We start from the raw sequence: 18,214 nt of genomic DNA on the forward strand, positions 1-18,214 counted from the left end.
GGCCTACCTCGATTAACGGGCGAAGGGGTGCTGAGTGACCGGTCTCTCGCTATCTGCCAGGACGGCAAAGCGCTGGAGTTCCAACCGCAAAAAGCTCGATCTCGCCAAGCTTCGCGAGGGTTCGGGCCTGACACTCCTGCGATGGCCGACGAAGTCAGCAACGCCGCTACCGCGCAACCGGCGACACAAGTGATGGTAGATCGGCGACGTGTTGAGGTCTCGCGCTGCATGGGTGAAGAGCAGCACCACAAACAGGACGACCGTTGCAGACGCAAATCCGGTACGAAAGCCATCAAGCCGAACGCCGCTGACGCAGGGATGTTCCCCCGGGAATGCGCCGCAGCCGATAAACGCCGCGAGCTTATAGCATAACGGCGGATGCACATCTTTCAGGGTTGCATTAGGGCTGCATGGCCCGCTTTTCCTCGATCTACCCGACAACGGCGAACTTCATCACGGTCGTGAAGGGTATGGGCGGATCGCAAAGCGAGTATGAAACTGTGGGGTGACGCTTTGCCCCAAAGCGGCATCACTTTCGCGGGTGAAATCAAAGAGTGGGCGCACGCGCGGTCTCTCCGAAATGTCACGCTAGCTTTTCCGGTGCTCTGCCGACGTCCACCTTCGCTCATTTCCTGTGGGGGCTTGGCCTCTGCGAGAGCTTATCTCACAGCTTCATACCGCCTCGCGATCTGAGGCCCGATAGATCCCATAGCCAACCTTCTCAAGCAGCCCCTCGTCGCACAGCGGGCTAGATAGCAGCGGAATTCCGATCTCAGTCAGCTCGCGCGTTCGCACTGCTCCCTTCTCACGCGCAAATGCGACAGTGTGGTCTCGGAGAGATGGTTAGGCCTGCCGGCCAATCGGACGCGCCCCGCGCGCTCGATGTCACGCTTGCGAAGCTTGACGGTGAGTTCTGGCGCAGTTTAGCGGGAGGTCGGCAGCTCGTAGATGCGGTTTCGGTCGGCCCAGGAGCACCACCGCCCTTCTATGCCGCGACATCGCACACTAGGATGCCGCCTGCCCTGCAAAGGAACGATTTGGGCATTGGCGCATCGTCGTCTGCGTCCGTGGGTATGGACGGATCAGTTCATGCGGAATATGGATGGGGACGTGGCCTGGTGCGGCGCTCGCATTTTCGCCGCGTCGCCAAGGCAGCTGATAAAGACTTTGGTTCAATGACGCTGCGCCGGATGGACTGGCCCTCGATTTGCCGCCGCTCTCGCAAAAGTGTCGATATCGGGGGATTTGGACATGAGCGACAACAGGCCAGACGTTACCAAGGATTGGCAAGCGACGCAGGGCCAAAAGTCTTCCGCGACGCGGCTGCGCCTTTTCGCCGTGTTCTGCTGGATCGTCGCCATTGGCGGTGAGATCGCCGGAATCTACCTGTTCTACCAGCACAAGTTCGAGCACGGCAACATGCCGCTGCTGATCGGCTTGTTGGTCGGGATCGCGGTCTTCGCAATCGCCGGCAACTTGCTGTGGAAGGCGGCCAATAGGCACGATCCGGCCCGCGCATCCGACACGGCCAGTTTCTTCTTCCAAAACCAGCTCGGAGCCCTCATCACCCTGATTGCGTTCCTCCCCCTGGTTTTGCTGATCTTGACCGACAAGAACATGGATCCGCGGACCAAGAAGGTTGCCGGCGGGGTGGGCGCAGCACTTGCCGTGCTCGCGACGTTGATCGGCGTCAGCTACCAACCGCCGTCGGTCGAGCAATACACCCAGGACATGAACGCGTGCGCCACCCAGATTAAGACAGGGCAGCCAACCACAGCCTGTTCGCCCGACGTCGCCGCCCAGGCGCAACAGATCTCCACGGACTCCGATGCGGTGACGGCCGCCACGAAGGACGCTAATCACCCCGCCGGTCAGGACGTTGTCTACTGGATCGCGCCGGAAAACGGCGCCAAAAAGTCCGCAGAGCCACATGTCTTTCACCTCTGCGCAGCCGTGAGTCCACTGAAGGACAAGACCGTGAACAGCGGCTCCGTGACCGAAGCGTACGCGCAGAACGCCATCCGCATTACGAAGCAGATCGAGATGGAACAGAAGCAGTGTGGGTTCACGGTTTCGCAATAGAACTGCCCGCGTTCTATTGCACCATCGCGGTGAGCCCTTATCTGGCCTCTATCCTTAAACGCAGTCTGCGCCTCGGGCCTAATCGTACCGGCTACCTTCAAGAAGTAGCCTGCCTGCATGCGCAGTTGCCGGCCCTCAGTCCGGATTCTGTAGCCAGAGGGGTCAAAGTCCGCTGGGGAGGGCGCGCCATCCAACGGAATTACCTTGATACGCATTGCTGACAGGCAGATTTGGGCCCGTTCCCGGACTGGTTCGGTTCGGTCCGCATTCGCGAAAAGCCAGCATTTGGCTCGCACCCCCGAGCTCGCCCGAATTGACAAAACCTGCTTTAATGGATGTGTTGCCTGACGATTGACGCGCAGGAACTTGCAAGCGGTTTAGCCGCAAACGTTCCCGTAACCTTTCTGCACGGCGGGGATGATCCTGAGAGTCTTACCTGGACGCGGCGGGTGGTCAGCGCCAAATGGCCGTTGTGGAATTTCAATGGAGCGATTTCGGCGCACAGGAGTTGAGGATCGTGATTATCAATTATAGGTAGAATCCGATGTCGCTACCTATAGCTGTTTTGGTTGTTGAAGACGAACCTCTAATCCGCATGAACATCGCCGACTCACTCCTAGGTGAAGGATTTCTGGTTTTCGAGGCCGCCAATGCCGACGAAGCCATAGCCATACTTGAGGCCAATGCCACGATCGATGTTATGTTCACCGACATCGACATGCCAGGCAGCATGGATGGCCTGAAACTTTCGGCCGCTGTTCGCAACCGATGGCCGCCGATCAAGATCGTAGCGACGTCAGGCCATCGCGTCGTGGCGGCTGCGGATCTCCCGGAAGGGAGCGCGTTCATCGGCAAGCCATACAATCACGCAGCGGTGGCAACCTGCCTGCGACAACTCCTATCGCTCTGACGCCGATGACGAGTTTTGGCCACCGAGGCCACTGAAAGATTATTGCGCAAGGCGCTCTGGCTCGACCTTCAGGGTGACAACCAACCCATCTTTTGCCCAGTCGTATTCGATCGAGCCGCGCAGATGACCAGTTACGCTGCGTTCAACCAATTTGCTGCCATATCCTGGGGCAGCCGTCGGTGCCTTGACGGCCGGCCCGCCGCTTTCTGTCCAGACGATCGAGACGGCCTCACTTTGCGCCGAACACGAGACGTCCAAAGTCCCAGTCTCGGTCGACAGAGCGCCGTATTTGAGGGAATTGGTTGCAAGTTCATGGATGACAAGCGCGAGAATGGTTGTTGAAGACTCGCCAACGCTCATCCTGGGCACCGCAACCCGAATGCGACCGCTGAAGGCGCCCAGATCATCATAAGGCGCCAGAAGTACTGTCAGAAGGTCGCCAAGAAGCGCCGAGGCTGCCTTGGTTTGGCCTGGCACTGGCCTGACCAGATCATGGGCGCGGCCCAACGCAGTTAGCCTCTGCGTCAACTCGCGCGCCATGTCGTTGGTCGTGCTCGTCGAACGCGACGTGATAGCGGTAAGGCCGGAGGCGATGGTCAACAGGTTTTTGACACGGTGGCTCATTTCGCCGGCCAGAAGCTCCCTGCCCTCCTCCGCCTGTTTCCTCCCTGTGACATCAATGAAGATGCCGAACATGAGCCGCTGAACCATGCCTTCATCGTCGCCTTGCCCCCGGGCCGAGATCCATTTGAGTTCGTCGCCGATCATGATTCGGAAATCGATCTCATAGGGGCCGACAATCGCACGCGTCGCATTGAAAGCCGCTCGCACCCGGTCGCGGTCGGCAGGATGGATGTGTGCTGACAGATCTTCAAACTTAACGTCTGTAGAACGGGGTATGCCCCAAAGGTCATACGCCCGCTCATCCATAGCCAGCGCATCGCTATCGACATTCCACGACCAAAGCGTCACACCCGCCGCTTCTATGGCCCGGATCAAATTCCTGGGCTCCCACAATAAGGGCTTCAGGTGTTCGGCAGTGGAGGTCATGGAAACTCGCAAAGGTGTCGCAAGATGACGTCTTGAAGTGTCGCGAGGCGAACGTTCCGCTCAGCTCTATTCCAGATCCGAGAAGAAGTCGCAGATCAGATCCGCAACCTTGGTCGCTTCGAAATCCGTCATGTACGCGGCGGTTTCGACGGCAGCGGTTTCGAGATCGTCCTTATCGACAGCCAAGAGGTCTAGAATTCGGGCAAATCTCACCTTGAGCTCACGCGCGCCCTCGAATTCATCGATTGTGACCTGAAGAATGCTCGGTGTAGCGCCGATCAATCGGGTTTGGATGCTGTCCGGCGACGACGCAAGGATACGTATAGCCGCAAAAAATTGTTCGCGCGCGTTGGTGTGTGTTTCGTCCATGGGGTACCTTCTTCGCTGCAGGCATACCCTGGACGCGGGGCATGAAGCGCGATGTTTAAGAGCTGAAAGATAGGACGTGCTATTTCGGGACGCTACAGCCGCGGAGGCTGGACCGCTGGATCGTCGCGGGCCCTCCACGTTGGGAGGGCAACCCTGAATACCATAGTTCTCCACAATAACCCAGCCCTCCAAAACGCGCGTGTCCCCCCGAGGCACGTGCTGGGACCACGATCGGTGATATGGCTAAATGCACAGGGGGCGACTTAATCCGAGATGGGACCAAGCGGTGTGTCAGTCGCTTTTCGACACTGGCTGTCGAACCCGAATTTGCTTTGACACGCTATGTCGTCAATAGCCCCCTCGGCGACCCTCAACCCATACTCGTTGGCGATCTCGCCTGCACCTCATGACAACTTCAGCAGCAATTTTCCGGTCATCAACCGTCGTAAGTTGGAACCAAAGTCGTATGGAGTGTTGAGGTGGGCTAGTTCAGCGGTCATGACTGGCGCGTGTTTGAGGCACGCACGCCTTTCGAAGGAATGGCCGCCGAGGGGATTTTCAATGAGATTGGTTTGGATCGCGGCGCCGGTGGCGTTGTTGATAGGGCTTTGCGTCCAGCCGGCTTTCGCCGTGTGTAACATTTCCGATGCCAAGCTCGAAGAGGCTGTTCTCAAGAGCCCGGAATTGCGTAATCCGGAAAATCGCTATCTTGTTCGTGATCTGCGAACCCTCAGAAATGCCGCGTTCCTGCTGTGGTCATACGGGCTACAGGACGATTGCGAGCGCTTGCTCGCCAATATTCGACAACTGATTGCCGCGCCATCAATGGCGAAGCTTGGGGGGAACGACGAGGACCTTGCTGATGAGCAGGTCGCCGCCGAAGAACCGCAGCAGGCTCAAGGTGGTGAAGTTCAGGGCAAACGCAACACTCCAGGAGCAGGACCTCTCATCAATCTCGACGAGCTTGAACCTGGTCTGCGTGTCGACGAGATGGTTGGCGCCGAGGTTCGCAGTTCGGATGACAAGATCGTTGGCGAAGTTCGCAACATCGTCTTAGGAACCAAGAACCGATTCGACTACGCAGTCATTGCCTCAGGCGGGTTCTTCATCGCCGGCAAAGACAGCATCATCGTCCCTCTGCGCTACATGCAGGTCAATCAGGAGCGGAACAGCTACTATCTACGCATCTCCAGTACCGATGTGAAAGCCGTTCCGTTGATGCCCGACCACGAATATCTGTGGCTCGCAGACGAAGCATGGCGAGCGAAGAACGATGCCATCTTCGAGAAGCTGGATTCTCACCCGGTCCCATTCGACCTGCAGGCAGGGCAGCAACCCACGATTAAAGTTCAGTGAGCTTTTGCGCTATCTGCACATGCGACCGGATTGACGACGGATGTTGCCATGCCCGAATACAGAAAGACCGCGGCGAGTCATAGCGGTGCAAATGGTGACCGAACTGCTTAATCGCCGCCGTGCGACGGCGGCGTCGCACTATCGAAGTGCTTTGGCTTTCGTGGGACGGCGGATCGGCTACGGACTAGTCGCTGGTTGCAGACACGAATTGCGCTGCGGAAACGAAACCTAGAGGATCACCATGCATCTGTCGAACGAGAGCATAATAGTTATACTGGTAGTGGGCCTTATTGCCGGGTGGTTGGCCGGAAAAATCGTGCGGGGCGCAGGCTTTGGTTTGATCGGGGACATCGCGATCGGGATCATCGGAGCGTTCATAGGGGACTGGCTGCTGCCCCGCGTAGGGGTCCATCTCGGAAGCGGAACGATCAGTTTGATCATCAATGCAACCGTCGGCGCCATTGTACTTCTGCTTGTCATCCGCTTGGTTGCTGGCGCGGGGCGTTTCGGAGGCGGATGGAGAGGTCGGTGGCGGTAGGCATCTCCCCCTCGGCGGGCGATCCGCCCTTGGTCAATGAGCCGCACTGAGGCAAGAAAGTGGCTGCTAGGACCGCGCGGTTTTGGCAGCGCGTTCGGCCCTTTCTGTCTCTACAATAAGTGCCGCAGCGGCTGTCGCCTGCTCGTTACGACCATCATCGTTGGACCACGGCATTTAGTGTTTCGCCTTAAGTTTCATCGCCCGCCGTGCCATTTTGTAGCGGCGCCGCGCCCTGTCTTCTTCAATCGCATCTTAGAGAGAGGTTTCCGGCGTGTTGACCGGCTCCTTGCTCGACAGATGATTGTCGTTGGCAGCTGAATTACAGGCCATCTCGGCTCTCCTAATGCGAGCCCGAACTTCGGGATGGTAGAAGAGTTCCTTCTTCGCACGCAGGAATCGCCCAAGAAATGGCCATTGGCAAATTTCAACGTGAGCGACAACAGCCTCGTTAGTTGCGGTCGATCCGTGTGCGCATCGCAAATTAACGCCGCGGCGGACAATGAGGCTCACGGATCTTCCGGCGAACATCTCCATTGGAGTGGTCACTCTCGTCGGCAGAAGAGCGTCCGAAAGGACTGTCGGCGGCTCAATCGGTGGAACGGAAAAGAAGAGAGCAGAATTCCCGTGTGCAGTTTTTGCACACAAACGGCCATAACTATCTGATTTTGTTTATGTATCTGTCCCATCCATCATGGGCGCTATGGCTATCCTAAACCTTTGATAATCTTTCATGCTTCATAACTTCGACAGGTTGGATCGCGTCGTACGGGCTCTATCACGCGCCATGATAGGCCCAAGCCGCAAATCGGCGGATGACTGGCCGGCGCCACGGCGTGGGGCGTCGAATACCTCAATCGCAGGGTAGCGTATAGGTCGACCTGGCCGGAATTGCCAACGCGTCGTCTGCTTTCGATGCCTGGGCGGAGGACGGAACCCTCCAGCTTCGTATGACGGTGTCTGCGCCAACGATGTGGCTAGGAACTGGGAAGGCCAGCCCTCGACAGCATCTCAAGGAACCGGGAATGATGATGATCCTTTACATAGCGCGGCACAAAGCCAGGGCAGACGTTGCTCAGATTGAGATGCGGAAGTTGTGACAGGCAATGGTGGATGGCCCGGGACGCTTCTTCGTTGTTTCCGGTGGCCGACGCGGTCGCGGCCCAATAAAGGGCGCCGCGAACGAAGCCAGGCTTTGTCCTGACCACTTTGCGGGCGGCTTCGAGCGCCCGCTGGTTGTCTCCGCCAGCGAAGAGCGCCACAACCAGGCCGTGGTGGCGCCAGAAGTCAATGACATCGTGCGTTCCGAGCCGGATTGCTTCGTTGGCCTCACGCACCGCTTCGTCGACCTGTCCGCGCAACGCAAAGAGCATCGAAATATCGCCGTGGCCAGTCGGGTAGCTTGGGTTGAGGCTGATCGCGTGGCGGCATTCGGCGATCGCCTCGTCGATGCGACCGCAACTTTCGAGAGCGAACGACAGAATACATCGGGCAATTTCATCGTCCGGTACCGCCCGCACTGCGGCTTCCGCAAGCTCGACCGCACGCTCGATCACCCCACGCTCCCGAGGCAGCGCACCAAACGCCACGCCCATGGATATTACGATTGAGAGCGTCCGCTTTGCACGGGCGTTGTCGGGACCTATCGAAAAGGCCTTCTCGGCGAGCTCTATCCCGACCAAAAGTGAGTCCCGAGTCATCTCAAAATATTTCATGAGGGCTTCGTTCACCAGCCTGCGCACTTCAGGGATCCCTGGCGGGCTTTTGTCTCGAACCTTCCAGTTGGTCAGTTGAAGTTCGAGGATCACGGCAAGAACAACAGACTGTGCGATCCTGTCCTGGAATTCGAGCGCGTTCTCGGAGTGGCCGTCGAACTTCTGGGCCCAGACATGGTGGCCGCCGGCGGCATCGACGAGCTGGACATTCACCCTCAACCCATTGCCGGATCTCTGGACGCTGCCGCTGAGCATATATCGCGCCCGGAGTATCCCTGGTGTCTTGGCTTCTTCGCCTGGGCCGCTCTTCTCGGACGGAAGCGCGGCGAGCACGACATAGTCGGCCACTCCGGAGAGGGCTGTCGTGATGTCCTGGACAAGGCCCTTGGCGAAAAAGTCGTCGCCTTGCTTTCCGGTCAGATTAACGAAGTCGGCAACGCTGATGGACGGACGCCCAAGGCGCTGGCTGGACGGAACACCATTTGTCGACTGCACATTTGAAGCGTCGTCGGCGGCAAGCAACAGAGATTGCCAAAGCGCCCGCGTTTCAGGGCCGGCTTCGACGCCGAACTCCTTCTTCAGCATGCTTCTGCAGGCTTCGTATGTCCTGATTGCCCTGTCGCGTTGGCCACATGCGAGCAGCAATTCCATCTTGAGCCGATAGGATTCTTCCCGTGTCGGTTCCATGGTCAGAATACGATCGGCCAGGATCAGCCCGGCATCGGGGTCGACGAGACGGGCCAGTTTTTCGAAGGACTCAAGCGCGCGGCCGAGCAGCCTGTCGCGTTCCGATGTGATCCAGTCATCGAACGCATTGCTTCCCAGATAAAGCCCGTCGAGGAAGGGCCCGGTGTAGTTCGCCAAGGCCTTCGCCAGCTCCTGGGCGGAACGGGCCGAGAGACCCGTTTCGAACTTCTCCGCGTCGACTTGAACCAGCTCTGGCCTCAGGGCGATCAACTCACCGCTGGAATGGATGAGATCCACCCCCTCTCGCGCCAGATCCTGGCGCAGGACACTGAGGGCCTGCCGAAGGCTGTTGCGCGAATGTTCAGCGTCGCTGTCGCCCCATAGGAGGTCAGCCAGCCTCTCCCGCGTCGCCGCCATGCCCGGACACCGGGCCAGATAGGCGATGATTGCCGGCCCTCGTTTCCCGGTCAGCCGAAGCGGGCCGGCCGTTTCATTTTCAATCCGGAAACCGCCGAAGAGTGAGATTCTATTTGCAGCGCCGCTGTCCTCACTTTGCATTTGCTATCCCAGCCTGACGAAATCCTAACTCAAAACTAACGCTTCGCAACAGTCGGCCTTCGCGCTCAAGCGCTGCCGTAACGGCAGGCTGTTTAGGCTTTGCTAAATTAAGGCGACCAAGTCAACGAAAGGCTTGGTTCGAGGGGGGCGCGTGTCCAGGACAAGAGCCAATTTGCTGCTGCTGTTTGCAGCCGCTTTGTGGGGCTTCGGCAATGTCTCGCAAAAGATGGTGCTTGTGCATCTCGACGCGCTGAGTGCTGTGGGTCTGCGATGCCTGATCGGCGGGCTGCTTGTGCTGCCCTTTGTCTTCATGGAGAAGCGGCTTCCGCTCGGGCCGGACTATTTTTCCAGCTTGGCCAAGGTGGGCGCGCTGTTTGCCATCTCCATCACGCTCCAGCAGCTTTGCTATCTCGGGGCCTCCGTCACCAATGCGAGCTTCCTGGTAAGCACGGCAACGGTAATGACACCGCTGGCCGCCTGGTTTCTCGTAGGCGAACGTCCGACAGCGAGTCTTACAATCGCCGCCGGATTGACCCTTGTTGGAGCCCTGCTGTTGTCGGATGGGATAGCCGGGTTCAGCAGTGGCGATCTTACCGCTGTGCTCTCGGCTGCCTGCTATGCGCTCTGGGCAGTCGAGCTGGGCCGGCACATGCAGGTGCATGCGCGGCCGTTCACCGCTGCCGCGACACAGTTCTTCGGCGCCGCAGCCTTCGCCCTGCCGCTCGGTGCAATGCAAGGCAATCTGTCGCTGGCCGCCGCATCCGCAGCCGGCCCGGAACTGGTCATCCTCGGCGTGTTCTCCACTGCGATTGCCTTCGGCATACAGACGGTTGCCCTCCGCTTTACGCCGGCCAGCCACGCCGCCGTGATCGTCAGCGCAGAAAGCGTTTTCGGGGCGCTGGGCGCGGCAATCTTTCTCGGCGAGCGGAGCTCGTCCGCGAGCGTCTTGGGTGCCGGCATCATCCTGGGTGCGATCCTGTCCGTTGCAATGTCGAACCGAGCGCTGCAGGCACGCACGTCCTTGCGAACCGCTTCGGTTCAACCCTTCGACGCGGCCCCTGCCTTTGCAACTGCGTCCGCAAATCGGGCGGGCGATCGTCATCCCAACAATTCAGGTCCAGTGGAGGAATGTGATGGCCCTTGCCGGTGATGCGAAACGTATTCCAGACCCGGCCGGACTTGTCGCGGGGGCGCAGTGATGGATGCGCGGACAATCCTTCTTCCGGTCGCACATTTGGTATCGGCGCTTCGCGCCCGCATGAAAGGACCGGGTGGCTACTACAACAGCGGCAATGCGCTCGGCCTCATTGTCGGTCTGGCGATCCAGATTGCCACCGCGCCGGTCGGCCTGCATGAAGGAAGCAGCGTCACCATGGCGGTGATCGAATATTTCGCTGGCAGCCATGGCACTGTTGCGCTGACCTTGACCACCCTGGTCTTCTTCTGGGGCGGCGAGGCCTATCACCGGGCCTGGGCAAGGCCGGATGCTCCCGATCCCGCCCTCAACCGTCTGGGCGACTTCCTGTCGGGCCTGGGTGCGATCGGGCTCGGCATTGCCCTGTTGCTGCTCGGCGATCCATTGCTTGCGGCGACCTCCGGCCTGCTGCATGCGCTGGGCAAATTCGGCAGCACCTTTCACAGGCCCGGCACGCCAATTTCGATCTGGCCGGCCGCTTGGCCCGATCCGTTCCGCAGTGCGGTGCTCGCCAGCCGGTTGCCGGCAATGCTGGCGACGACAGTGGCCCTCGCCCGCGGTTTGCCTGAGGTCTGGTGGAGCGGCTCCTTCGCGGCCCTCGCCATGCCACTGACCTTGCTCGGCTGTTATCTCTTGTGGACCAAGGCCGATCTGCTGCTCTTCGGCGTGGGCACCAAGGCCACCCGCCAGATTTCCACTAGTTGAACCCGCTTTTTGAAACGACCGGATGTCGAGATGGGGAATGACATGTTTGGCAGTGTGTATCATCAGGACGCCGGCCCCCCACCCTTTCGCGAACGGGTGCGGATGACAGGCTGGGGCAGTCTCCTGACGCCGGCCGGTTCAATCTCGAGAATGACAGGAATACTTGCAGCTTCGCTGTTTTGGGGGGTCTCTGCCCATGCCGCGAACGTTGACGTCGCCATCGTGTTCGCGGTCGACTTTTCGTCATCCATCGATCCGAAGATCGCCGATATGCAACGCGAGGGACATGCCGCGGCACTCACCTCGCCAGAGATCATCGCCGCCATCAGCCGGAATTATGTTGGTTGCATCGGCGTTGCCTATTTTGAGTGGTCGAGCCCCGGACACGCGCGCGTCGTGCTGCCGTGGACAAGCATCTGCGGACTGGAAGATGCCGAAGCGGCGGCTGCGGTGATCAGCAGGAAAGGCGATACCGGCTTCATCCGCAGAGGGCGTGGCGGAACATCCGTCTCCTCGGCTATCGACATCGGCAGTCTCCTGCTCGACCAGTTCCCGGGAAAGGCCGCAAAGAAAGTCATCGATATCTCCTCCAATGGCGAGAACAACGACGGGCTTCCCGTCCAGCCGAGCAGGTCGAACGCCATAGCCAAGGGATATACGATCAATGCCATCGCCATCCCGGCGGAGGATGAGAATCCCGACCAACCTCTGGCATCCTATTTTGCCAAATCGGTCATTGGCGGTTCCCAGGCCTTCGTCATGACGCCGAAGGGGCCAGACGACTACACCATGGCGCTTCGCCGCAAGCTCGTGACTGAAGTAAGCATGAACGACGACCGTCCGCTGTGAAAGTGTGCCATGTAGGACGAACTTTCGAGGCCCCATCCCGGAGCGCATTGCTCAACGAGAACCCGCGCCCTGCAGCGCGAGACCTTGTAGGACCGTCAGGACAACAGCCTATCGCCGCAATGCGTGCACGCTTGCCTTGCCTTCGCCGCCTACCGGCAAAGCCATGTCATCGTCGAGAAGGCGCGTGATGCGGGCAAAGCCGGTGAACGCTTTCCTTGCTTCCTCGGCCGACATCTGGCCCGACAAAGCGGCCGAGCAACAGTTCAGCGCGCACTGATAAACCGGACCGCGCCGTCCCGTTGGCCATTTCCGCAAGAACATCATGGCTTCGGCAACACTATCGATTTCTTCCGCAGGGTGTCCTTGCCCGCGCGAAATCCGCACGGGCGAAAAGAAATGCAATTGATCCATCGTTTCCTCCCGGTCGACCGCAATGCGCTCGATCGAACCCCACCAAACGCACCAACAGCCGGTTGGTTCCAGCCAAAAATGGAATTTTTTAGAAATCTGTCAGGCGAAGGCGATCACCTGTGCGGTGGTGAGTGTCGCCTACATCGTCGGAAAGTGGCAGGCGACTTTGCGACCGGGGCGGTATTCCCGCAACTGCGGCCGCTCCGATCGGCAGCGCTCCGCCGCGATCGGGCATCGGGGATGGAAACGGCAGCCGGTTGGAGGGTTCAGAGGGCTCGGTACGTCGCCGGTGAGGATGATGCGCTTGCGCGTCCCGCTGGGCGTCGTCTCCACGATAGGAACCGCCGAGATCAGCGCCTGGCTATAGGGATGGGCCGGTGCTGCAAACACCTCTTCCGCCGGCCCTTCTTCGACGATCGAGCCGAGATACATGACCGCTATGCGGGTTGAAACCTGACGTACCACCGACAGGTCGTGGGCGATGAAGATGTAAGTGAGATTGAGCTTCTCCTGCAGATCGGCAAGCAGGTTGACGATTTGCGCCTGCACCGACACGTCGAGCGCGGAGACGGGTTCGTCGAGGACCACGAGGTCCGGGTTCAATGCAATAGCCCGCGCGATGCCGACGCGCTGGCGTTGCCCGCCGGAAAATTCGTGCGGAAACCGCATGACGTGATCCGGCAGCAGGCCGACAAGGTCGAACAGTTCCGCCACGCGTCTGGTGATCTCGCTCGACGAGAGCCTGCCATGGATGCGCAGCGGCTCGGCCACCAGGTCGCCGACGCGCCGGCGCGGATTGAGCGATGCCGACGGATCCTGGAAAACCATTTGCAGGCGGCGCCGGAGCGGCCTGAGTTCGGACAGCGACTTCGAGGTGATATCGTTGCCTTCGAACAGAAGCTCGCCGTCCGATATGTCGTAGAGCCTCACCAGGCAGCGCGCCAGCGTGGACTTGCCGCATCCGGATTCGCCGACCAGGCCGACCGTCTCGCCGCGCCACACGGTCAGGGAAACATTGTCGACCGCATGAACGGTTCGCTTGCCTTCGGCGGAAAAACGGCTGCCGATGGAAAAGCGCTTGCCCAGCGAACGCGTCTCGATAATGGGGCGGTTCTTGTCGGTCATCGATCCGCTCATGCCTGTGCCACCCTGAAGCACGCCGCGGCATGAGTGCCGCTCCCGAGGTCGGGTTTGCCGGCCTCGCAGGGCTCATAGTGAACTGGGCACCGCGGACCGAACGCACAGCCCTGCGGCAATCGCAGCAATGACGGCGGCGAACCGGGAATGGCCGGCAGGCGGCGTGGTTTTTCGCCGGTCAGCGGCGGGATCGAACCGAGCAGCGCGCGCGTATAGGGGTGTCGCGGATCGGAAAACAGCTCCGCGCGACTGCCGCGCTCCACCACGCGGCCGGCATACATGACCATGACCCGGTCGGCGAGTTCGGAGACCACGCCCATGTCATGCGTGATGAAGACCACCGCCGACTTGTGCGTCGCGCGCAGCTTGCGCACCAGATCGAGAATGCCGGCCTGTACGGTGACGTCGAGCGCCGTGGTCGGTTCGTCAGCCACCAGCAACGCCGGATTGCAGGACAAAGCCATTGCGATCACCGCCCGTTGACGCATGCCGCCGGACAGTTGGTGCGGGTAGCGCGACATCGCCTCGTGCGGGTTCGGAAAATTCACCTCGGCCAGCAATTCCTCCACGCGCTCCATCGCCTTGGACTTGCTGATGTTGCGATGCGCGCGGATCTGTTCGGCGATCTGCCAGCCGATCGTGTAGACAGGTGTCAACGCGGTCATCGGATCCTGGAAGATCATCGCGATCTCGTTGCCGCGCAGCCGCCTCAGTTCGCGCGCGGGCAGTCCCACCAGTTCGCGGCCCTTGTAACGGATCGAGCCTTCGATGGTGGCGTTGGGATCGGTGATCAGACCCATGACGGCCAGCAGCGACACGGTCTTGCCGGAACCGGACTCACCGACGACGCCGAGGATCTCGCTCTCCTCGAGGTCGAAGGAAACGCCATCGATGGCCCGCACCAGGCCATCATTTGTGCGGAAGGATACTTTGAGGTCGCGCACCGACAGTATCATGATGTCCTCAGGCGCGGATCGAGAAGGATGTAGACGAAATCGACGACCGCATTGGCAACAACCACGAACATCGAAGCGTACATCACCGTTGCCATGATCATCGGCAGATCGAGATTCTGCAGCGCGTCATAAGTGAGCTTGCCGATGCCGTGCAGCCCGAACACCACCTCCGTCAGCAGGGCCGAGCCTCCGACCAGCGCACCGAAATCCAGGCCGAACAAGGTGACGAAGGCGATGAGCGACGTGCGCAAGGCATGGCGCAGCAGGATGCGGGTCTCCGACAGGCCCTTGGCCCGGGCCGTACGGATATAGTCCTCCTGCAGGGATTCGATGATCGCCGCGCGCAGCACGCGCCCATAAATGCCGATGTAGAGAATGGACAGCGTGATCCACGGAATGACCAGGGTCAGGAACCAGCCCTTTGGATCGTCGGAGAAGTTCTTGTAGCCGAGCGGCGGCACCCAGGAGAACGCCCAGCTGTCGTGGTAGCGGCTCTGGGTGATCAGGTTCATCACCTCGCCCAGCCAGTACACCGGCATCGAAATACCGAGCAGCCCTAGCGCCATCAGCAGCTTATCCAGCCAGCTGCCGCGCGTGGCGGCGGCGGCGATGCCGATGATGATGGAGACGACCACCCACAGGATCGCCGCTCCGAACACCAGCGAGAGCGTGACCGGGATCGAATCCATGACCGCCGGCACCACCTTCCAGCCACGATTGACGAAGGAGGTCAGATCGCCGGTGACGAAGATCTTCTCCATCATCGTCACATATTGCACGTAGAGCGGCCGGTCGAAGCCGAAGCTGTGGCGTACCGCCTCCAGCACTTCGGGCGATGCATTGCGGCCGGCGATGCGCGCCGCCGGATCGGAGCCCGGCGTTGCGAAGAAAATCAGGAAGACGATGACCGAGATGCCGAACATCACGAACAGCATCTGGCCGAACCGGCGCAGGATTGCGTAGATCATCAGTCGCGCCCCAGCCGAACCTTGGAGCGCGGGTCGAGCGCGTCGCGCAGACCGTCGCCGAAGACATTGAGCGCCATGACGGAAACCGCGATCGCCAGGCCCGGCACCAGCGCCACCAGTGGCCTGGTGTAGAGCAGCGCCTGTCCGTCCTGGATGATGGTGCCCCAGCTCGCGGCCGGCGGCTGCACGCCGATCGAAAGGAAGGAAAGGGCTGATTCCGTAAGCATGTTCAGCGCCATCATCAGCGGCACGAAGACGATCAGCGTCGTGGTGACGTTGGGCAGGATGTCGCGCCACAGGATGCGCCATCCCGGTACGCCCAGATTGATCGCGGCGAGCACGAATTCGCTTTTGCGCAGTGCCAGAACCTGCCCGCGTATCGGACGAGCCACATAGGGCACGTAGACGATACCGATGATGATGACAGGCAGCCACAGACTGCCGGACTCGATCTGGATCGGTCCTATCGTGATGCCATGCGCGATGGTCACGATGGAGAGCGAAATCGCCAGCAGATAAATGGGGAACGCCCACAGTATGTCGAGGAAGCGCGACAGCACCGTGTCGGTGACACCGCCGAAATAGCCGGCGATCAATCCCGCCGCCGTGCCCAGGATCAGGGTAAAGATGGTGGCTGCTCCGGAGATCAGCAGCGAGCTCAGCCCGCCATAGAGCATCCTGGCCATGACATCGCGCCCCTGGCTGTCGGCGCCGAGGAAATAATTGCCCAGCCGCCAGGTCGGGCCGAGCGGTGTGTAGCCAAGCCCGAGCCCCTCCGTCGATTGTTCCATCACCGGAACGTCGGCACCGTCGATCTGGATGACGGCGTCGAGCGTCGAGGCGAAGGGGTCCACGCCTGCCCATTTCGCATAAAGAGGCGCACTGAGGCAGGCAAGGACGATGAGGAGGAACACGGCCAGCGACGCCATGGCAGCCCTGTCCCTTGCCAGCTTCGCAAACGCGACGGCCCAGGGCCCTCGCGTCTTGCGCGGCGCGGCGACAGCTACGTTCGACACGGACGTGCCCCTCCGCGGTTCGTTACTGCACCCAGGCCATTACTGTACCCAGGATTGGGTGATCATCCAGTTGAACTGCCTGTTGAACTTGAAATTGCCAAGACGTTTGCTGACGAAATCGAGCCGCTTCGGCGTGAAGAGGCCGACCGCAGGTGCCTTGTCGGTGACTTGCCTGTCGATTTCAGCCCACATTTTATCGGCGGCTTTCTGATCGGTGACGCCGAGGTCCAATGCCTTTTGCATCTTGGCGTCGATTTCCTTGTCGCAGAAGCCGGCGATGTTGATCGAGGCGTCCGAACCTTCGCGGAAAGAGGCGCAGCTGAACAGGATGTTCAGGAAGTCCGAAGCCGCCGGATAGTCCTTGTACCACTGGGTGACGGACATCTGCACCTTGTTGTTGGTGTTCTGGATGTAGGTGAACTGGATGTTCGACGAGATCGGCTTGACGTCGGCGACATAGCCGATGCTGGTCAGCACGCTCTGCAGATAGACGCCGATGGAGCGCGAAATGGCGGTGTCCTCGACGATGATCGTCACCTTCTGGCCCTTGGTGCCGGAGTCCTCGACGAGCTGCTTTGCCTTGTCGAGGTCGGGGGCCGACCATTTGGCGCCCGGATTCTTGGTGAAGGGGCAATAGTCTTCATGGCCGGGGAAGTCCGGAGGCAGGACCTGGCAGACCGGCGAAGCCAGCACCTTGCCGCCGAACAGCTTGACCAGCGTGTTGCGATCGATCGCATAGGCAACGGCCTGGCGGGCTTTTTCGTTGTCGAAGGGTGCGAGACGGTTGTTCAGCGGCGCGTACCACCAAGCCGAAAGCGGTGAGATGTGCAACTGGTCCATGGACTTGCTGCCCAGTTCGCCCAGGCGGTCGCTCGGCAGAGCGTCGAACATCCAGTCCGCTTCGCCGTTCTGGATCGCGGTGACGGCTGCCTCTTCGGACAGGCCGAAATCATATTGGACGACATCCGGATAGCCGTCCGGCTGGGCTTCTTCGCTCCACTGCTTGAAATTGGGGTTGCGGGAAACCGTCATGCCCTTGTTCGGGTCGAAGGCGGAGATCATGTACGCGCCGGTGCTGGGAATGGGCTTGGAACCCATGTCTTCAGCGGGCGTGTCCGCCGGCAGGACCATGGCATGCGGCAAGGCAAGCTTGTAGAGCAGCTCGGCATCCGGCTTGGTGATGTTGATGGTGATGGTGCCGGCCGCTTCGTCGCCGACAACGCCGCCTTCCAGCGTGCAGCTCTTGGTGTCGGCCAGGCATTTGTCGGCCCCGACGATGCCGGCATAGAACGTGCCGGAGGTGGGTCCGGAAACCTTGAATATGCGCTGGAAAGAAGCGACGACGTCCTTTACGCCAAGATCCTGGCCGCTGGAGAACTTGATGCCCTTGCGCAGCTTGAAGGTGAAGGTCTTGCCGTCATTGCTGACCTGCGGCAGGGCCTCGGCCAGATCGGGGACGATGGTGAAGCCGTCCATGCCCTCGGCCTTGCGGAAGGCCACCAGGCCGTCATAGATCGGCTGGTACATCTGCCAGCCCTGGTCCGTGTAATTGATGTGCGGATCGAGCGTTCCGGCCGCGGAGCGGGCCAGCAGGCGGATGGTGCCGCCTCGGTGCTCCTTGAGATATTCGGCCTGTGCCGGGGCCAGCCATGTACCGGCCAGCAATGCCGCGGCTGTTGCCGCCAGAAGCAGTTTCTTCATGTCTTGATTCCCCT

The 18,214-nt window shown here is 60.3% G+C and carries 17 protein-coding genes; 8 read left to right on the forward strand and 9 right to left on the reverse strand.

Annotated elements, in window-relative coordinates; all coding sequences use genetic code 11:
- The 3 genes from EN932_RS38350 to EN932_RS05285 form a co-directional block, all read left to right on the forward strand.
- The coding region (locus EN932_RS38350) for a hypothetical protein (RefSeq protein WP_206618913.1) at window positions 1-372 on the forward strand (372 nt) is incomplete at its 5' end.
- Between the two features lie 879 nt (window positions 373-1,251).
- Window positions 1,252-2,082 carry a hypothetical protein gene (locus EN932_RS05280; RefSeq protein ID WP_127365566.1) on the forward strand — a complete coding sequence of 277 codons (831 nt, stop codon included), beginning with the start codon at window positions 1,252-1,254 and terminating at the stop codon, window positions 2,080-2,082.
- Between the two features lie 544 nt (window positions 2,083-2,626).
- Window positions 2,627-2,992: a response regulator gene (locus tag EN932_RS05285; RefSeq protein WP_127365565.1), complete on the forward strand. Its 366-nt coding sequence runs from the start codon at window positions 2,627-2,629 to the stop codon at window positions 2,990-2,992.
- A gap of 39 nt (window positions 2,993-3,031) precedes the next feature.
- Here EN932_RS05285 and EN932_RS05290 read toward each other — a convergent pair whose 3' ends face one another.
- Together EN932_RS05290 and EN932_RS05295 are read right to left on the reverse strand one after the other, a co-directional pair.
- Window positions 3,032-4,042 (reverse strand): sensor histidine kinase, encoded by a 1,011-nt coding sequence (locus EN932_RS05290; protein ID WP_127365564.1) that lies wholly within the window; start codon window positions 4,040-4,042, stop codon window positions 3,032-3,034.
- Between the two features lie 66 nt (window positions 4,043-4,108).
- Window positions 4,109-4,411, reverse strand: coding sequence for a hypothetical protein (locus EN932_RS05295; protein ID WP_127365563.1), 303 nt, complete (start codon window positions 4,409-4,411; stop codon window positions 4,109-4,111).
- Window positions 4,412-4,972: 561 nt separating this feature from the next.
- On the opposite strand from EN932_RS05295, the gene EN932_RS05300 reads away from it, so the two are divergent.
- Complete coding sequence (locus tag EN932_RS05300) at window positions 4,973-5,767, forward strand: PRC-barrel domain-containing protein (protein ID WP_206523552.1); 795 nt, start codon at window positions 4,973-4,975, stop codon at window positions 5,765-5,767.
- A 241-nt stretch (window positions 5,768-6,008) separates the two neighbouring features.
- On the forward strand, window positions 6,009-6,305 hold the full coding sequence (locus EN932_RS05305; RefSeq protein ID WP_127365561.1) for a GlsB/YeaQ/YmgE family stress response membrane protein: 297 nt from the start codon (window positions 6,009-6,011) through the stop codon (window positions 6,303-6,305).
- Window positions 6,306-7,279: 974 nt separating this feature from the next.
- Here the strand turns inward: EN932_RS05305 and EN932_RS05310 are convergent.
- On the reverse strand, window positions 7,280-9,262 hold the full coding sequence (locus EN932_RS05310; protein WP_127369951.1) for a BTAD domain-containing putative transcriptional regulator: 1,983 nt from the start codon (window positions 9,260-9,262) through the stop codon (window positions 7,280-7,282).
- Between the two features lie 151 nt (window positions 9,263-9,413).
- Here EN932_RS05310 and EN932_RS05315 point away from each other — a divergent pair, with 151 nt between their 5' ends.
- From EN932_RS05315 to EN932_RS05325, 3 genes are all read left to right on the forward strand, one after another.
- On the forward strand, window positions 9,414-10,412 hold the full coding sequence (locus EN932_RS05315) for a DMT family transporter (RefSeq protein ID WP_127388402.1): 999 nt from the start codon (window positions 9,414-9,416) through the stop codon (window positions 10,410-10,412).
- 108 nt (window positions 10,413-10,520) lie between these two features.
- Window positions 10,521-11,162: a hypothetical protein gene (locus EN932_RS05320; RefSeq protein ID WP_245461133.1), complete on the forward strand. Its 642-nt coding sequence runs from the start codon at window positions 10,521-10,523 to the stop codon at window positions 11,160-11,162.
- Window positions 11,163-11,312: 150 nt separating this feature from the next.
- A complete protein-coding gene (locus EN932_RS05325) occupies window positions 11,313-12,011 on the forward strand; it encodes a DUF1194 domain-containing protein (protein WP_164753615.1) in 699 nt (232 codons plus the stop codon).
- 108 nt (window positions 12,012-12,119) lie between these two features.
- On the opposite strand, the gene EN932_RS05330 is transcribed toward EN932_RS05325, so the two are convergent.
- The 6 genes from EN932_RS05330 to EN932_RS05355 all read right to left on the reverse strand — a co-directional run bounded on the left by EN932_RS05330 (window position 12,120) and on the right by EN932_RS05355 (window position 18,200).
- Window positions 12,120-12,422: a DUF982 domain-containing protein gene (locus EN932_RS05330; RefSeq protein WP_024503323.1), complete on the reverse strand. Its 303-nt coding sequence runs from the start codon at window positions 12,420-12,422 to the stop codon at window positions 12,120-12,122.
- Window positions 12,423-12,560: 138 nt separating this feature from the next.
- Window positions 12,561-13,547: a dipeptide ABC transporter ATP-binding protein gene (locus tag EN932_RS05335; protein ID WP_013531723.1), complete on the reverse strand. Its 987-nt coding sequence runs from the start codon at window positions 13,545-13,547 to the stop codon at window positions 12,561-12,563.
- Window positions 13,548-13,555: 8 nt separating this feature from the next.
- Window positions 13,556-14,515, reverse strand: coding sequence for an ABC transporter ATP-binding protein (locus tag EN932_RS05340; RefSeq protein ID WP_024503324.1), 960 nt, complete (start codon window positions 14,513-14,515; stop codon window positions 13,556-13,558).
- Window positions 14,512-15,483, reverse strand: coding sequence for an ABC transporter permease (locus EN932_RS05345; RefSeq protein ID WP_013531725.1), 972 nt, complete (start codon window positions 15,481-15,483; stop codon window positions 14,512-14,514). The genes EN932_RS05340 and EN932_RS05345 overlap by 4 nt, the downstream gene beginning before the upstream one ends.
- Window positions 15,483-16,499 carry an ABC transporter permease gene (locus EN932_RS05350; protein WP_063167981.1) on the reverse strand — a complete coding sequence of 339 codons (1,017 nt, stop codon included), beginning with the start codon at window positions 16,497-16,499 and terminating at the stop codon, window positions 15,483-15,485. The genes EN932_RS05345 and EN932_RS05350 overlap by 1 nt, the downstream gene beginning before the upstream one ends.
- Window positions 16,500-16,538: 39 nt before the next feature.
- Window positions 16,539-18,200, reverse strand: a complete 1,662-nt coding sequence (locus tag EN932_RS05355) for an ABC transporter substrate-binding protein (protein WP_127369136.1) — start codon at window positions 18,198-18,200, stop codon at window positions 16,539-16,541.
- Window positions 18,201-18,214: the final 14 nt, after the last annotated feature.

Source organism: Mesorhizobium sp. M7A.F.Ca.US.002.01.1.1 (assembly GCF_004022955.1).
Taxonomy (GTDB): domain Bacteria; phylum Pseudomonadota; class Alphaproteobacteria; order Rhizobiales; family Rhizobiaceae; genus Mesorhizobium; species Mesorhizobium ciceri.

Bases quoted from the DNA above. Each gene is read 5' to 3' on its own strand.
- EN932_RS05330 (WP_024503323.1), bottom strand. From the start codon at position 12,422: ATGGATCAATTGCATTTCTTTTCGCCCGTGCGGATTTCGCGCGGGCAA.
- EN932_RS05335 (WP_013531723.1), bottom strand. From the start codon at position 13,547: ATGACCGACAAGAACCGCCCCATTATCGAGACGCGTTCGCTGGGCAAG.
- EN932_RS05320 (WP_245461133.1), top strand. From the start codon at position 10,521: ATGAAAGGACCGGGTGGCTACTACAACAGCGGCAATGCGCTCGGCCTC.
- EN932_RS05280 (WP_127365566.1), top strand. From the start codon at position 1,252: ATGAGCGACAACAGGCCAGACGTTACCAAGGATTGGCAAGCGACGCAG.
- EN932_RS05310 (WP_127369951.1), bottom strand. From the start codon at position 9,262: ATGCAAAGTGAGGACAGCGGCGCTGCAAATAGAATCTCACTCTTCGGC.
- EN932_RS05290 (WP_127365564.1), bottom strand. From the start codon at position 4,042: ATGACCTCCACTGCCGAACACCTGAAGCCCTTATTGTGGGAGCCCAGG.
- EN932_RS05325 (WP_164753615.1), top strand. From the start codon at position 11,313: ATGACAGGAATACTTGCAGCTTCGCTGTTTTGGGGGGTCTCTGCCCAT.
- EN932_RS05300 (WP_206523552.1), top strand. From the start codon at position 4,973: ATGAGATTGGTTTGGATCGCGGCGCCGGTGGCGTTGTTGATAGGGCTT.
- EN932_RS05305 (WP_127365561.1), top strand. From the start codon at position 6,009: ATGCATCTGTCGAACGAGAGCATAATAGTTATACTGGTAGTGGGCCTT.
- EN932_RS05295 (WP_127365563.1), bottom strand. From the start codon at position 4,411: ATGGACGAAACACACACCAACGCGCGCGAACAATTTTTTGCGGCTATA.
- EN932_RS05340 (WP_024503324.1), bottom strand. From the start codon at position 14,515: ATGATACTGTCGGTGCGCGACCTCAAAGTATCCTTCCGCACAAATGAT.
- EN932_RS05285 (WP_127365565.1), top strand. From the start codon at position 2,627: ATGTCGCTACCTATAGCTGTTTTGGTTGTTGAAGACGAACCTCTAATC.
- EN932_RS05355 (WP_127369136.1), bottom strand. From the start codon at position 18,200: ATGAAGAAACTGCTTCTGGCGGCAACAGCCGCGGCATTGCTGGCCGGT.
- EN932_RS05345 (WP_013531725.1), bottom strand. From the start codon at position 15,483: ATGATCTACGCAATCCTGCGCCGGTTCGGCCAGATGCTGTTCGTGATG.